General features: G+C 63.4%; 14 protein-coding genes. 6 read left to right on the top strand and 8 right to left on the bottom strand.

Features of this window, described 5'->3' with window-relative positions; translation table 11 throughout:
• Positions 1 to 140: 140 nt before the first annotated feature.
• From AB0J29_RS32915 to AB0J29_RS32890, 6 genes are all read left to right on the top strand, one after another.
• A complete protein-coding gene (locus tag AB0J29_RS32915) occupies positions 141 to 974 on the top strand; it encodes a DUF5666 domain-containing protein (protein ID WP_364794485.1) in 834 nt (277 codons plus the stop codon).
• Positions 975 to 1,030: 56 nt separating this feature from the next.
• Positions 1,031 to 2,155 carry a hypothetical protein gene (locus AB0J29_RS32910; RefSeq protein WP_364794484.1) on the top strand — a complete coding sequence of 375 codons (1,125 nt, stop codon included), beginning with the start codon at positions 1,031 to 1,033 and terminating at the stop codon, positions 2,153 to 2,155.
• A complete protein-coding gene (locus AB0J29_RS32905) occupies positions 2,152 to 2,967 on the top strand; it encodes an SDR family oxidoreductase (protein WP_364794483.1) in 816 nt (271 codons plus the stop codon). Before AB0J29_RS32910 ends, AB0J29_RS32905 begins: the two co-directional genes overlap by 4 nt.
• Positions 2,968 to 2,972: 5 nt before the next feature.
• Positions 2,973 to 3,539 carry an orotate phosphoribosyltransferase gene (gene pyrE / locus AB0J29_RS32900; RefSeq protein ID WP_364794481.1) on the top strand — a complete coding sequence of 189 codons (567 nt, stop codon included), beginning with the start codon at positions 2,973 to 2,975 and terminating at the stop codon, positions 3,537 to 3,539.
• Between the two features lie 147 nt (positions 3,540 to 3,686).
• Positions 3,687 to 4,754 (top strand): beta-ketoacyl-ACP synthase 3, encoded by a 1,068-nt coding sequence (locus AB0J29_RS32895; protein WP_364794480.1) that lies wholly within the window; start codon positions 3,687 to 3,689, stop codon positions 4,752 to 4,754.
• A 1-nt stretch (position 4,755) separates the two neighbouring features.
• A complete protein-coding gene (locus AB0J29_RS32890; RefSeq protein ID WP_364794479.1) occupies positions 4,756 to 5,466 on the top strand; it encodes a lysoplasmalogenase in 711 nt (236 codons plus the stop codon).
• Here AB0J29_RS32890 and AB0J29_RS32885 read toward each other — a convergent pair.
• The 8 genes from AB0J29_RS32885 to AB0J29_RS32850 form a co-directional block, all read right to left on the bottom strand.
• Complete coding sequence (locus AB0J29_RS32885; protein WP_364794478.1) at positions 5,444 to 5,896, bottom strand: hypothetical protein; 453 nt, start codon at positions 5,894 to 5,896, stop codon at positions 5,444 to 5,446. The two genes, AB0J29_RS32890 and AB0J29_RS32885, sit on opposite strands and share 23 nt — an antisense overlap.
• A 798-nt stretch (positions 5,897 to 6,694) precedes the next feature.
• A complete protein-coding gene (locus AB0J29_RS32880; RefSeq protein ID WP_364794476.1) occupies positions 6,695 to 7,141 on the bottom strand; it encodes a hypothetical protein in 447 nt (148 codons plus the stop codon).
• Positions 7,142 to 7,185: 44 nt separating this feature from the next.
• The gene (locus AB0J29_RS32875) at positions 7,186 to 7,929 is read right to left on the bottom strand and encodes a hypothetical protein (RefSeq protein ID WP_364794475.1); all 744 of its coding nucleotides are present in this window, start codon (positions 7,927 to 7,929) and stop codon (positions 7,186 to 7,188) included.
• Positions 7,930 to 7,998: 69 nt separating this feature from the next.
• Complete coding sequence (locus AB0J29_RS32870; RefSeq protein ID WP_364794473.1) at positions 7,999 to 9,129, bottom strand: hypothetical protein; 1,131 nt, start codon at positions 9,127 to 9,129, stop codon at positions 7,999 to 8,001.
• Positions 9,130 to 9,919: 790 nt separating this feature from the next.
• Complete coding sequence (locus AB0J29_RS32865) at positions 9,920 to 10,690, bottom strand: ESX secretion-associated protein EspG (protein ID WP_364794471.1); 771 nt, start codon at positions 10,688 to 10,690, stop codon at positions 9,920 to 9,922.
• 148 nt (positions 10,691 to 10,838) lie between these two features.
• Entirely contained in the window at positions 10,839 to 11,990 is a 1,152-nt protein-coding gene (locus AB0J29_RS32860; RefSeq protein ID WP_364794469.1) for a WXG100 family type VII secretion target, read from the bottom strand.
• A gap of 10 nt (positions 11,991 to 12,000) precedes the next feature.
• Positions 12,001 to 12,486: a hypothetical protein gene (locus AB0J29_RS32855; protein ID WP_364794468.1), complete on the bottom strand. Its 486-nt coding sequence runs from the start codon at positions 12,484 to 12,486 to the stop codon at positions 12,001 to 12,003.
• A gap of 44 nt (positions 12,487 to 12,530) precedes the next feature.
• On the bottom strand, positions 12,531 to 13,118 hold the full coding sequence (locus AB0J29_RS32850) for a DUF3558 domain-containing protein (protein ID WP_364794467.1): 588 nt from the start codon (positions 13,116 to 13,118) through the stop codon (positions 12,531 to 12,533).
• Positions 13,119 to 13,546 lie beyond the last annotated feature (428 nt).

Genomic DNA, 13,546 nt, shown 5'->3' with positions numbered 1-13,546 from the left:
GCGGCCCGTCTCGCGTCCGAGTCGTCGAAGCGCATGCGCCGCAGGCGCGAGTCTCGACGGCTCGGACGCGAGACAGAAGGGGGCCGCGAACACGCCGCGCCGCAGGCGCGGCAAAACCAACACAGCTTACCCTGGAGGTCATGAGTAATCCCAACGATCCTTGGGCACAGCGACCGGAGGATGGGCCGACGGAACGTATCGGTCCGCCGGGTAAGTCGGGATTTCAGCAGCCCTCGCATTCGGTGGAATACACCCAGGCGTATGGCCACGGCGATGCGACCTCGGTCTATCCGTCCGCCGAGCAATTCGATCCGTGGGCGCAGCCGCCGGTAAATGCCACCAAGGAGTTCCCGCCGTACGACAGTCAGGTCCAGTGGGGCGGGCCGGATGGTGGCGCGTGGCAGGAGCCGACCCAGGTCGGTGCGTATGGCCAGCCCGGCGCCGGCTATCCGCCCGGACCGCCGGGTGCACCGCTACCTCCGGAGCAGCAACCACCGAAGCGCAATACCGGCTTGTGGATCGCCTTGGGACTCGTGGTGGTTCTGTTGATCGGCGCGGTCAGCGTCTTCGCGGGTGCGGTGCTCGGTGGTAGGGGCAGCTCGTCCAGCAGCGCCGCGAGCACGTCGGCCTTGCCGTCGTCCGCGGCCCGACCCCCGCACACCAGGCCCCATGCCGATCCGTCGTCCCCCCAGGTCCTCCCGAGCATTCCGGGACTCGGCGGCATCGATGGCCTCGGCTCGACCATGGGCACCATCACCGCCAATACCGGTGGCCAGTTGACCCTCGACACCATGGGGGGATCCGCCGTGACGGTGCGCACCACCGATAAGACTCAGGTGATCTCGTTGACCGGGTCCAAGTCATCCGATCTTCGAGTCGGTGACATGGTCTTGGTGCAGGGCGATAAGGCTGCGGACGGTTCGATCGACGCGAAGATCATCATCAGTACCGCACTGCCCGGGGGCACGCGGTGAAATATCAGCGGGCAGTAATACGCAATCGCCCTGTCGGCTCTATAGGGTAGGCGACGATGACGGCAATATGGTTCGGGTTGGCGGCGATCGCGCTGGTTGGTGCGATCGTGCTGCTGTATTTAGATCGGGTCCAGCGACAGCGGACCGGTCATGCGCGCCAGGTGTGGGCGAAGGCTCAGGGCTATACCTATGTGTCGGTGGAACCGGCGCTGGCGTCGACGTGGCGCCGCGGTGCGTTGGCCAAGCTCGGCTACCTATCCGCGGTGGATGTGGTGTCCGGTATCCGCAAGGGCGAGAAATTCGTCCTCTTCGATCTGGAAGACGCGGCGACGCTGGTCGCGGTGCGCAGGCAGATCGGCTCCGATATCGATGTGGATATGCGGCTCAAGACCGCGTCCCCGCCCAAGGATGCCGATCTGGAGCTGCTCGGCGCGATCGGGGACCGGGTGGTGTTCGCCACCAATCCGGAGATCGCCAGGCACGCCGTCGACCAGCGCATGGTCGCCTTCATCGAATCGCTACCCGACACCGTGCAGATGTTGTGGAGTGAGGGCAACTGGACCCTCGGCATGCTGAATGTCGGGACGGTGGCCAAGGATTGGGAGATCGCCATCGATGCGGTGCTTCGCCTGTCCGGTCTGTTGCATGTGTTGCCGCCGGAGAGCGATGTGCGCGGGGAGGATTCCGGCGGTCACAATCCGGGGCGACCACATCCGCGCAAGTCGCGCTCGGATGATCGGGAAGAGACCGAACCTCCGGTGGCCGCGCGGGTCGCGTCGGCGGATCTGCGCAAGGGCGCGGACTTCGACGACGCGGATTCGGCCTATGACGAATCGTCTTATGACGAGGACGATTTCGACCGGCCGAAGTACCGGGAGCACGACGACGACTACTACGACGACGAACCGGCCGTCGACCCGGTAACCCCGGAGCCGCCGCGCCGACCCAGTCTCGCCGTTGTCCCGGACTCTCGTTCGCGGGCCCGAGACGAGCGTTGGGCAGCGGAAACCGAGGACGACTGGCCGCAGGACCGTCCGGATCAGCGCAATCCCGCCACGCCCGAGCCCAGCGGCTCCGAGCCGGATGCGGACGAGTGGCCATCGGATGAGCACCGACCGGGACCGCCCGGCGGTCCGTTCCACCCGGGATTCCGCCCGTATCAGGGACCCGTGCCGCAGTGAGCGGGCATAGCGCCCCGCCCACACGCTTGCCCGGTGCCACCCGCCCCGTCGCCCTGATCACCGGACCGACCTCCGGTATCGGGCACGGATTCGCGATGCGCCTGGCCGCACTCGGCTATGACCTGGTGCTCGTCGCCCGCGATAAGGAGCGGCTGAATGCATTGGCCGCGGAATTGGAGCGCAAATTCGCCACCCGTTCGGAGGTGCTGGTCGCCGATCTGGCCGACGCCGAGGATCGGGATCGGGTGCTGGCACGCGCCGCCGAGGGCATCGAATTCCTGGTCAACAATGCCGGATTCGGCCAGTCGGGGGAGTTCTGGACGCAGCCGCCCGCGGCGGTCCAGGCGCAACTCGATGTCAATGTCACGGCGGTGGTACAGATCACCAGGGCCGCGCTGCCGTCGATGATCGCGGCCGCGAAGGGTTCGATCGTCAATGTGGCCAGCGTCGCGGGTCTGATTCCTGGACGCGGCTCCACCTACTCGGCCTCGAAGGCCTACGTCGTATCCTTCACGGAGGGGTTGGCGGGCGGACTGGCGGGAACAGGGGTCCAGGTCCAGGCCCTGTGCCCCGGATTCGTGCATACCGAATTCCATGAGCGGGCCGGTATCGAGATGTCCTCGCTGCCGAAACAGCTGTGGTTGACCGTCGACAAGGTGGTCGCCGTTTCGCTACGTGACCTGGAGAAGAACCGGGTACTGAGCGTGCCCGGTGTGCAGTACAAAGTGCTCACCACCGCCGCCGGGATGATCCCGCGAGCCCTGGCGGCCCGACTCAATCGCGGCATATTCAACGCACGCGGAAGGACTTGACAGACATGATCGACCAGGCGAACAAGGCGGCCGTTTCGACGGACGATCGCGACAGATTGGCCGCACTCGTGCGCGAGCTCGCTGTCGTGCACGGCCGGGTCACGTTGTCCTCGGGCAAGGAGGCCGACTACTACGTCGACCTGCGTCGCGCCACCCTGCACCACAGTGCCGGACCGCTGATCGGCAAGCTGCTGCGCGAACTGGTCGCGGACTGGGATTTCGAGGCCGTCGGCGGGCTGACCATGGGCGCGGATCCGGTCGCGATGGCCGTCATGCACGCACCCGGTCGCCCGATCGACGCCTTCGTGGTGCGTAAAGCCGCCAAGACGCACGGCATGCAGCGCCAGATCGAGGGCCCGAACATCGTCGGCAAGCGGGTGCTCGTCGTCGAGGACACCACGACCACCGGAAATTCGCCGCTGACCGCCGTGCGCGCACTGCGTGATGCCGGTGCGACCGTGGTCGGCGTCGCGACCGTGGTGGACCGGGAGACCGGTGCCGATCAGGTGGTCGCCGCCGAGGGCTTGGAGTATCGGTCCATCCTGGGATTGAAGGATCTGGCCCTCGGTTAAGCTGCGAATACGGTCCAGGGTCGCTATCGCTGGTGGTTGGAGTTTCGCAGAGCTCTGAAACGCTGACAGTGGTGCGACTCGATAACAGGACGCATCCGTCGAGCGCATCGAGGCGTTAGAGACAGTGAAGGGTCGTGTGAGTTAGCTGTGGTGAGCATTGCAGTAAATAAGAGCCGTTCGAATGTCGCGATGCTCGGCATTGGTGCTTACCGTCCGAAACGCCTGGTCAGCAATGAAGAGGTGTGCGAGGTTCTCGACTCGACCCCGGAGTGGATCTACGAGCGCACCGGTGTGCGCAACCGCCGGTGGATCAGCGGTGACGAGACGCTGCAGTCGATCTCGGCGGCCGCCGGCGAGCGGGCGATCGTCAACAGTGGCATCGACCGCTCCAAGATCGGCGCGCTGATCCTGGCCACCTCGAGCTGGTTGACGCTGACTCCGCACGGCGCCCCCAAGGTTGCCAATGACCTAGGGATGAACGGTATCGCGGCCTTCGATCTGACCTCCGGCTGCGGCGGCTTCGGCTACGGCCTCGGCGTCGCCGCCGACCTGATCCGCTCCGGATCGGCTGAGTATGTGCTGCTCATCGGTGCGGAGACGATGACGGTCGGACTCGATCCGACCGATCGCGGCACCGCGATGATCTTCGGCGACGGTGCGGGCGCGGTGGTGGTCGGCCCGAGCGAGGAGAACGGCATCTCCCCGACGGTGTGGGGCAGCGACGGCGAGAATGCCTCGGCGATCGAGCAGGACATCAACTTCCTCGAATATATGCAGAAGGCACAGCGGATGCAGGGTACCGATCCGGCCGTCGAGCCCCTCGGCCGGATGTCGCTGCGGATGCAGGGGCCGCGGGTATTCCGTTGGGCGGCGGTCACTTTGCCGCGCGCGCTGGCCTCGGCGCTCGAGGTCTCCGGTGTCTCCACCGACGATATCGAGGTCTTCATTCCGCATCAGGCCAATGCCCGCATCAACGAGCTGATGAAGAAGAACCTCGGGTTGGCCGATGACGTCCCGGTGGCCAATGACATCGAGAACACCGGCAATACCTCCGCCGCCTCGATCCCGTTGGCGATGGAGGAGATGTTGGTGACCGGTAAGGCCAAGGGTGGTCAGATTGCCTTGCTGCTCGGCTTCGGCGCTGGTTTGAGCTATGCGGGCCAAGTGGTTACGTTGCCGCCCGCCCCGAAAGAGCCGAGCTTCGACTGTGATTGATGTGCAGCGTCCATTCCGAGCCGCGTTCCTGGCGGCCGCGGCGGCAACCGTGTACGGCGCGGTCACCGGCCGGGAAAAGGTGCAGTGGGTGGCGAAGCCGCTGTTGATGCCGCTGTTGGCGGCGGATGTGGCCACCGATCGGGCGGTATCGGATCCGGTCGATCGGACGGTTCTGCTGGGTTCGCTCGGTGCCGCGACCATCGGTGATGTGCTGTTGATCGAGCCGGACAATGATCGGCGGCTGATTGCGGGCGCATCCTCGTTCGCGGTGATGCAGACCGGATATTCGGTGCTGTGGTGGCGCCGCGGTGGGCGGCCGCGTCCGGAGATCGCCGTTCCCCGCGTGCTGGCCTGGCTCGGCGCGGCGGCGCTGATGCGGACCAAGGCGCCAACGGTCGCGCCTGCGCTGACGGCCTATGGTGCGACGCTGGGCAGTGCGGCGGTGCTCGCTTCCGATCCCGGATTGGCGCCGGGCGCGAAAAACATTGCCGGACTGAATATTCCGAGCACCGATCCACGTAGTCGGCTCGGCCTCGGTGCGTTGCTGTTCACCGTTTCCGATGGGTTGATCGTGTTGCGTCGGCTGTTCGCGCGCGGCGAGCGTTCGCGGCGGATCACGGAGGGTGTCATTCTGGCCACCTACGCGGCGGCGCAGTACCTGTTGGCCGATCCGCGCGCACACGCGAAAGCTATCGACCCAGAACGAGAATGATCCGATCGCGATTCTGCGGATCGACCCGGATGGAGATGGTCTCGCCGACCGCGAGGCGCGGTTTATCGGCCGGGGTGACATCGAAAACGATGGTGCCATGGTAACTTTCGGATCCCGGCACAACGAGCTCCAGATCGAATTCGGTCAGCTCGGTGTGATGATCGGTGCGCTCGAGCGTATGCGCGCCCTCGATGGTCGCCCACCCCTCCAGCCCGTGCCGCCACAGCTGCCGATCCGCCCGCGATGGCCGAGCGGTCAGCAGCATGCCTATGCCGACACACGATCCGAATAGGCCGACCAGCGCGACGATCTGGTAGGGCTCGGTCCCCGGCGGCGTATGCGGTAGCAGCCAGCCCAGCCAGAATCCGAGCACCATCAAATACCCGGCCGTCACCCCGAGAACGGTGCGGAGAATGCGTGCGTGATCCATGCCAGCCTCCACCCGACTGTCGTGCACCTACCTCCAGGATAGGACCGGCCACTCCGGCGTGAATGCGCCTTGACTAAAAGCGTGACCTGCCCGTTTCCGCTGTGCCCAGCCCAGTCGATGAGCAACCGAATAGGCCGCGAGCCCGTATTGGTTCGGTCCCGACTCACGGTCTCGCGCAGCAGTGCCGTCGAACCGCATAGCAATGCCGAATACCCAGCACTGACGCTAATCCGTTGTCCGGCAACGCATTCGATTGTCTGATCGACTGCTTGCGGCATGGTGCGGATACGCCCGTCCAGCTGAGGCACTGGAATCTGGGTACGACGGATGCGCAATGATGATGTCTCGTGGTGGATTGCAGGACGGTCTTCGACCGGGCGCGGGGCTCTTTCTCGGCGGCGCGGTCGGTGACGGGTGGCCGATCGAATTCTTGCAGCTGAAACAGATTCGCGAGCGGTATGGCCGCGAAGGCGTAACGGGGTTCTACCGCAGTATGCCGAAGGCACGGCGCAGCAGAGTACCGATGACACTCAAATGACGCTGTTCACCGCAGAAGGGTTATTGCGGACCGCGCTGGGCACTGACCCGGTGCCAGCGCTGCGACAAGCACATGCGATCGATTCGCTGGTGCAATCGGACGAGTCTCGGATGCGTGCCCAGATCCCCGCCCTGTCCAGCGTGAACGCGCGTTGACCACAACCGTGACCTGCCCGTCCGTTGAATGCCACCGTGTTACCGGCGGCCCAAGCAGATGCCAAGATATCGTTAGTTGGCGCGTAGTCCTGTGTCGACCGGTTTTCAGACCCCACGGAACGCGATGTGGACTATACGAGTATCCGTATCGCGTTCGTCGACAAGGACATTGCGGAACATCCCCACTCCCGTAGGCGACTGAAACACATCTTGTGCCGACTGAACATTCGGCGAGGTTGTCAGATCGGGCCCGGCAATCGTCACATCGGCAATCGGTGGGTACCGCTTCCGGAAGTCGGCTCTGAATCCAGACCTCTCCAGCATCCATGCCAAGTCGATGGGAGACATCTCCACAGCCATCAGATATTTTCTGTCGCGTACGATCTCCTTTCTTACGAGGAGGATCTTCGCGTTATCGGGAAGCACCCACCCACCGAATTCGGTCGCTTCTTTCACCAGCTCCGGACTGGTCGAGGTCACGGTTTGCGGTCCCGGTACCGCGCGATCGATGGCGCTGTCGCATCCGGTGCCGGCCAGCGATATCGTCACCATCAGGGCAAGTAGTGCCCACCGGGGCCGCCTTGTCATAAGGAACCTCACCGGGTCGGATCGGTGTGGGTGTCTTTGCGACTTTCGGGCCCGGTTGGCAAGTCGAGAGAACCGCCGGTGGGCACAACCCCCTCGTAGAGCTTGATCACCGATGAACCGATCATGTTGAATTCCTTCGCCACTCCGGCCGTATGCAAGCCGCCTAGCTGGACATCGCCTACTTCTATTCCGAGAATTTCGGTCTTCTTCGTATCGTTTTTGTTGGTTCCATCCCAGTTGTAGCGGTCGAATAGATGAGACTGAAAATAGACGGAGACACGTGGTTGCGCGCCTTCGGTTTCCGGTTTATTAACCGTGGCTGCTCCGCAGGCGGCAACGTGCACTGAACCTATCGCCAGGAACCAGTCCCGCTGATCATCTTTATCAAATGTATGATCCGAATCCCATGACGACTGGAACTGAACAGTTTTATCATAGTTTCCGGCGTCGCTGGCGATTCCTCGGACAGACTCGGAGACAATTTGGTCGATGAGCTGCTTCAGTTTTGGATCGTCTTGCTCGATCTGATCCGGATCGAGCGCGAGGTCACTGCCGGTGTTACCGAGGTAGTGGCGCATATGGGCTGATGCGTGGGTCAGTCCTTTAGCATCTGCAGCCAGTGCCGCGGCGAGTGCTACTTTCGCGAATGCTATGTCATCGGCACGGCTATACCACGGCTGAGAATTATACGGACCGGCCCCGGGGTCGGTAGGTGGAAGTGGCATCGGCATGCCAGGGATCTGTGGTGTCATCAGCTCTTTCCGGCCATAGCTGTGGTGCGACCCGGTGCAAATGTAGAGTGACTGATCGAAATTGATGTGTCACATGGCGGAGGCATTGCTTTCCTGCCACCACACATTATTTCCGAATCCGAACTTCGTAACACCTGAATCCGCTACGACCTTGTCCGGAATTTCGAACTCACTCGTGTTGTATGCAGGTGCTGTTCGCTGGGGCGCATAGTCCAGTGCCTGCGAAATCTTCTCGATCATCGTCGCCATCGCGCTCTTCCGCGACTCCGCGGACTTCTTCAGCGAATCGACGGCCGAGGTTATCTCCGATCTGATGGATTCCTGCATGGGACTATTGATCAACTGTGCCCACACGCCGAGCGGGAACGTAGCGTCGGAAAAGCTCATCGACCGCAGGAGTCCGCCACTGAGACCCATCGCCTGGTTGTAAACCAGTCGCTCCAGGCAAGCTCCGGCGTTCTCCACGATCTTCGACACCACATCCAGATCGAGGCTTCGCTCGGCAACTGATTGCCCGAGGCCGTTCGCGCTTGCTCCGAATGCCAGCGAAGCATCGCCGGACCAGCTACTTTGCAACCATCTGGTGCCGCTGATGAGATTCTCTGAGGTGACGTAGTCATTGATGCCGAGCAGACCGATCCGCTTGCCTATGGTTTGCAATGCCTCCCAGTCCGCTACCAATGGCGTGAGGTAGTCCGCCGCTGGTTTGATACCGATCGCCGCGTTCAACGGTCCGTCATAGACGGAGATCTGGTCGATAGCCGAAGTGACCACTTGGCGGACCGTGTACTGGTTCTCCGGAACCTCCGGCAGACTGGGCAGTTGTAGACCACTGAATCGGGTGACGCCTTGGGTAGCGCCAGATGAGCCAGTGGTGCCCGCGTTCGCGAAGACGTTCGTTGATGCTGCGGAAATCGCGTTCGCGTTCGTATCGTCGACCGCTTGGTATGTGGCTACCGCCGTGGAAAGGTTCGTGCCGAGGGTGCCGATGGTCGTCAGGCCAGTGCTCTGCGCTGCGGAGATCGCATTCTGAAACTTGTCGAACGACGCTGCGAGAGTGGCCATGAGCCCAGTCGAGCCGACGGGAAGGGTTACCGCGGACAGTAGGCGGGAGGCGTTCGATGAAAGGTTTGTTCCCAGATCCTGCAAATCCAATTCGAATCCGGCAATACTGGCCGGGTCAACTGTGAAGTCAACCACGCCGACCTCGCGGCGCTCCAGCCGAAATGACCCTGGTTCGAACTATCACTCGCCCATCACCGAGGCGGCCCTGAAACTTGTTGGTATGAAAGGACATCAGACTCCCCCTTCTGGTCTCCGAATGGAGTGTACACATCGGCCCGTCGGAGGATGGCGACATCGTGACAGACAGTGCGTCTGCGACGCCCTTGGAGAAGAACCCGCTGGCGCGGCGGTCTGCGGTGGGCTCGGCGGAACTACAGCTAGTCACCATGCGCGCCACCCATGAGGAACTCGTTCGGCTGGCTGAAGCCGTGCCTGATGATCAACTGCCGGCCGCGACGGCGTTTCTTCGTCAGCTGGTACGGCCGACGGCTCGTCGTCAGTTCAGCTGCGCAGGAACGTTCAGCGGTGGACCAGACCTGGACGGAACGGGCGAAGGAGATCGTTCGGGAAGAACTCGACCGGCGCACGGCTGAGTGATCGTTGTCGACACGGAGCCGCTTGTGGCCCTGATGAACAACCGTGACAATCTGCACGTGGTATGCCGGGATCTGCTCGAGCGGGATCTGCTCGAGAACGCTCTCGGCCCGCTGCTGGTGCCCGCACCCGTGTCTACGGAGGTGTGCCTCCTACTGGAAAGCCGCCGCGGCACCATGACTGAGCTGAATTTTGTCCGGGACGTGGCCAACGGGCTGTTCACCATTGTCGAAATGAGGTCCGCCGACCTCGAACGGATCTGCGAGTCGAGGGTAATGCGGGAGGTACGGCTCCCAGTGAGGCGGTCTATTGTAATGGGCTTTCATACCACCTATCTGGTGTATTCCTCGGATTCGTGGAGGTGTTCGAGGGTGTGGTTGATCCAGGTGGTGAAGGTGGCTGCGAGGTCGGCGGGGGTGGTGGGCCGGACGGTGATGTGCGGGCCGTGGATCTCGGTGTAGCGGCCGTCGTCGGTGATGTCGTGCCAGCGCAGGACGTGGCGGGGTTCGGAAAGGGTGTTGATGGGGCCGGTGATCAGGCCGGCAGTGCCGCCGCCGTCGGCGGGGCGGTGTACGAGGCGTTCGTATCGTTCGCGCGGGGTGCTGCGGGCCACGTCCTCTAAGTAGGTATCGCGGCGGGGGCGCAGATCCTCGGGGTGAAAGGTGGCGGGTTCGTGGCTGCCGGATGCGCAGGCGGGGATGGCACGGGCGAGGTCGATCGCGAGGGTTTCCGGCCTGCCGGTGCGCAGCCTGATCTGGCCGTCCTCGTCTGTCGTTGCGGACTGGAACAGGGTGACCGCGTGCTCGGGGGTGCGGGCACCGACCATGCGGTAGATCTTCACGGTGCCGTCACCGGCCCTGTGTTTGGTTGTGCCACCGAGGATTTCGATGCGCAGATCAGAGTTCGCGAGGGTGTGCACGGCGAGTTGGATGTGCTCGAATTCGTCGCGGTCGTATCGGGCACACACCGCGAGGCGGTGCGCGGCGAAGTCGTCACGCAGCGAGAAGCGGCTGCGGTAGTGCAGCGGGTTGGGGAACCGGTCGTTCGCCTCGCTGTACCAGAGGGCAGCGAAATCATCGGGGTCCCAAGTCCATTCGGCCATTCACGGTCCATTCGAGTCGTGCCGGATGCTGATCGAGGTGGTGCGGAGATCCGGCACCGCTGGTTCTTGGTGCGCACCCACCTCTATCGCGCCATGCACCGATTCTTTGCGGTGAGACAAGGGTGTACGGCGACCAGGGTTTTGCCTGTCAGGTGCTGGGGTCGCCGCCGATCACCCCGCCGGACACCGTCTTCGGGATATCGCCGATCAGTTCGTCGGTGTTGGCCTGGTTGATCAGGTAGTCGGGCGTCTGGTGGGTGGACTCGTCCTCGGACTTGCCGCCGCGCCCCGCGCCGCCCATCATGCCCGGCATGCCGTTCATGCCGCGGGCGGCGGCGGCCGCGGTGGTCGTCGGGCTGGTGCCGGAGGTGCCGGTTGTGGCTGGCATACCGGGGATGCTGCGGCCAGGTGAACCGGTGGTGTTGCCCGTGCCGCCGGGAATCCCAGGGGTTCCGGTGGTGCTCGGGGTGCCGACGCCCGACGGCGTGGTCTTGGTGGATTCGAGCGTGGACGGATCCGTGGTTGTCGGGCTGTATCCCGTGGGTGTGGTCGAGGTGGTGTTCGGGGAGGTGGTGGATGACTCGGGGGTGGTCTGGTCGCCGGTTGTTTCTCCGGTTTCGGTCGTGCCGTCCTTGCCCTGGCCGTCCTTGCCCTCGCCGTCCGTGCCGCCGGGGTTACCGTCGCCGGTCGGGCCGGAGCCGCCGCCATTGTTGTTCCCGCCACCGTTGCCGGGGCCTTCGCCGGGGCGTGGTGCCGGAATGTCCAGTGGTTGCGTCGGATTCAGCCCGGTCGGCAGCACCGGAATCTGGGTGTCATATTCGGCGTAGCGATTGACGTAGTTGGTATTCATGGCCGTCCGTGCGGCCTCTTCGGCGTCGTTGCGGGAGCGTTCTTCTTCGTGTTTGCGGGGCGGCCAGATGTTCGCGGTCCAGGAATGATCGGCGTAGCCCGGAATTGCCTTGCGGGTGTCGGCAATCGAATTCGCGGAGTATTCGATCTGCTGCGATAGCTGGGTCAGGGCGGGCTCGAGCTTGCGAGCGTCATCGGTATACCGCTTGATCGCGTCCTTGGCCGATTCGGCCGCTGCGCCTTCCCACGCCTGTGCGATCGAGTTGAGCACCGAACGGGCGAAGGTCTCCACACCTTGATCCCAATAGGTGGCCGCATTCGAGTACTGCACCGCGGCCTGGTAGGCATTGCCCGCGTTCAGCGTCTCGAAGGCGTCCTTGATGTCGCCATGCGACCAGGCCTTCGTGTTCTCCCCGTTGCCCGGGATCTGCTTGGGCTCGTTGCCAGTCATGGGATTTCACTTACGCTCTCGGGAACGGGAAGGAGAACATCCGCTGCGGTGCGGGCTGTTGTTGGGGGAGGTTCGCCTCGAGGTCGGTGTAGCGGGCGGCCCAGGCCGAGTCGGCTTGGCTGAACTGTTCCCGGATGGCGCGGAACATGTTTTGGATGTCTTCGACGATGTTGTAGTGGGATTCCATGACGGCGTAGACGCTGTTGTCGTTGTTGTCGGAGCTGCGGGCCTTCTTGCGGAAGCGCGAGACCATCGTTTCTCCGGATACCAGTCTCTTGCCGTCTTTGGTCTGGTAGTCCTCGCCCAGACCCCAGCGGTCCTGCCGAGAGATTTTGTCCATGATTAGCTGGATCTGCTGGATCTGGTCCTTGAAGAACTCACAGTCGCGATCGAGGTAAACGAATTCCTCCGGTTCCATCCGCACCCGTAACCGGCCCTCCTTGGCCTCGGTCATCAGGTTCGCCAGTGGCCGAGGTACCGCGTTATCGTCACCCATGTCTTTCCTTCCCTCCCAGTCGATATCGATCCCGAGCGCTGCGGTTATGCGGTCGCGGGGATAGTGGGCACGATCTTCTCCGCCAGGGTCCGGGCAAGCTCACAGGTGTCGAGTTTCCCGGTCTCGCTTCGCGATGGCGGGTTGCTCAGGAAGAACTCCAGACTGCCGCCCTTCATCTCCACGTTGATCGTGCACACGGCGTCCGGGTGTTCCTCGACCTGGCGCGTCGAAATCGCCCGGCGTCCTTCGATAGCGAGTTCACGGGCGTCTGTGAAGTTCTTGTTACGCACCATCTCGACCGTCAGGTTCGTTGTCGTGATACTCGCTGCGTATCCGTTCGAACGGATCCACGAGCAGCCGCGCCACTTGACACCTCCCGATGCGTCGGTGTTATCCAGGTTCTGGCCATGCAGCTTCTCCGAGTCCAACACACTCGCCGGGATGTCCTTGCATGGGTCGTATCCGCGCGGCACGTCGATATCTGCCAATGATGTAGTCGTCGTGCTCGCAGCCGTCGCACCACCATCACCCGATGATCCGCACCCCGCCAGCAGCGGGCCTGCCACCAGCACGCTTGTCATCAGAAACGCTCCCGCGATAGTCCGCATGCGCACCCCCGCCTCCTGGCTCATCGCCTCGCTCGTTCCTGGCGACTATAACAACGCGACCGCTGACACTCCGATGTTCACGGCCGCATCGGCCCATGACGGATGAGCATGTGTCGCTGTCGAACTCGCCTACTTACTTCAGACGCGGGCGGCGCCCGAACGGTTCCATCGGATTCGCGCTGTCCCAATCCGGGCCAGGCCGCCGATAAGACAACGGTCCCGCTTCGACGCGCTGGCGAAACGGGACGCGTAGGGTCCGGAAAGTCGTGGCTGACTGACCCGGCCGTTTCCGGTTTGACTCACGTCGCGGCGGTCGTTGCCAGTCTCAATTCGGTGCGATTTCTCAAGCTTCGTCCGTTGTCACGGCATCGCGCCACACCGCTGGTCGATCAACCTCCGCCGGGTGATCGCTCGACAAGCGGCACGAGTATGCATCGCGAGATGCGAGCAGC

The sequence above is a fragment of the Nocardia sp. NPDC049707 genome (assembly GCF_040674855.1).
In the GTDB taxonomy this organism is placed as follows: Bacteria; Actinomycetota; Actinomycetes; order Mycobacteriales; family Mycobacteriaceae; genus Nocardia.
The sequence above is the reverse complement of the archived record's forward strand: the minus strand, read 5'-3'. Positions and strand labels throughout refer to the sequence as shown.